The organism is Niastella populi (genome assembly GCF_002078015.1).
GTDB classification, from domain to species: Bacteria; Bacteroidota; Bacteroidia; order Chitinophagales; family Chitinophagaceae; genus Niastella; species Niastella populi.
In genome coordinates, this window is sequence record NZ_LWBP01000109.1 from 1 (window position 1) to 1047 (window position 1047).

The 1047-nt window shown below is 45.3% G+C and carries 1 protein-coding gene; it reads right to left on the bottom strand.

Annotated elements, in window-relative coordinates; translation table 11 throughout:
* Positions 1–128 precede the first annotated feature (128 nt).
* Positions 129–854 carry an IS21-like element helper ATPase IstB gene (istB, locus tag A4R26_RS10815; RefSeq protein ID WP_081163797.1) on the bottom strand — a complete coding sequence of 242 codons (726 nt, stop codon included), beginning with the start codon at positions 852–854 and terminating at the stop codon, positions 129–131.
* Between the last annotated feature and the right edge of the window lie 193 nt (positions 855–1047).

Below are 1047 nucleotides of genomic sequence, written 5' to 3' on the forward strand. Positions count from 1 at the left end.
TGTAAATTCCGTTGATTCTGACCCCGTTGTTCCGGGCGATGTTGACCCCACCTTGTTTGTCGGTAAAGAACAGTAAACAAAGAGCGCTTTATTGCTTTTTAAAAGTATTTATCCCAGCTGATATAACCTTATTTTTTTCTGCGCAACGATTCTCCTTTTAACTCTATCCTGTGTGCGCTGGCTGTCAATCTGTCCATAACAGCATCTGCAATTGTGGGTTCATTGATGTAGTCATACCATTTTGCAACAGGTAACTGAGAGGTGATCATGGTAGAACGCTTACCATGTCTTTCTTCCAGTATTTGTAATAACGCCAGCTTCACTTCCTGCTGCATGGGTTGTAAACCGAAGTCATCTATTATGATCAGAGCCTGGCGCTCCAGATGGTTAAGGAGTTTAATGTACGAGCCGTCAAGTTTGGCAAGTGTTATCTTTTCAATAAAGCGATTCATACTCAGGTAAGTTGTTTTCATGCCCAGCAGGCAGGATTGATAGCCCAGGGCACATGCCAGGTAGCTTTTTCCGCAGCCTGTGGAACCCGTGATCAAAATGTTTTCGCCCTGCTGTAGGTATTGTCCTGTCAGCAAAGTTGCCAGTTGTTGTTTTGTAAGGTTTCTGGCTGCGGAGCAGTTGATCTGTTCAGGGATCGCGGATAAGCGGAGTTTGGCCAGCTTAAGATAATATGTGGTTTTCTCTTGCTGGCGGTTGAGTTGCTCGCTTTGGATGAGTTGAGCAATAAGCTCATGAGCATCCAGCTGCTTATGCAGCGGTAGTTCCAATTGTTGCTGATAGGCATGCGCCATGCCTGATAATCTAAGTTGTTTCATTTGCTCCAGTGTTGCATTAGTGTTCATGATTACATTTTTTATGATGATTATTGGTACTGTTGGGGACCACGGATATTATCGTGTGAAGGCAGGGGTTGTTCTACGGGAGGCGTCACTTGTTTGTCCATGCCTGACTGAAGGATGTTTTTGATCATGGTATAGTTGATACGCAGGCCCGTAAGGGCAAGGGTGCAGGCTGCTTCCAGGCGAACTACGCCAT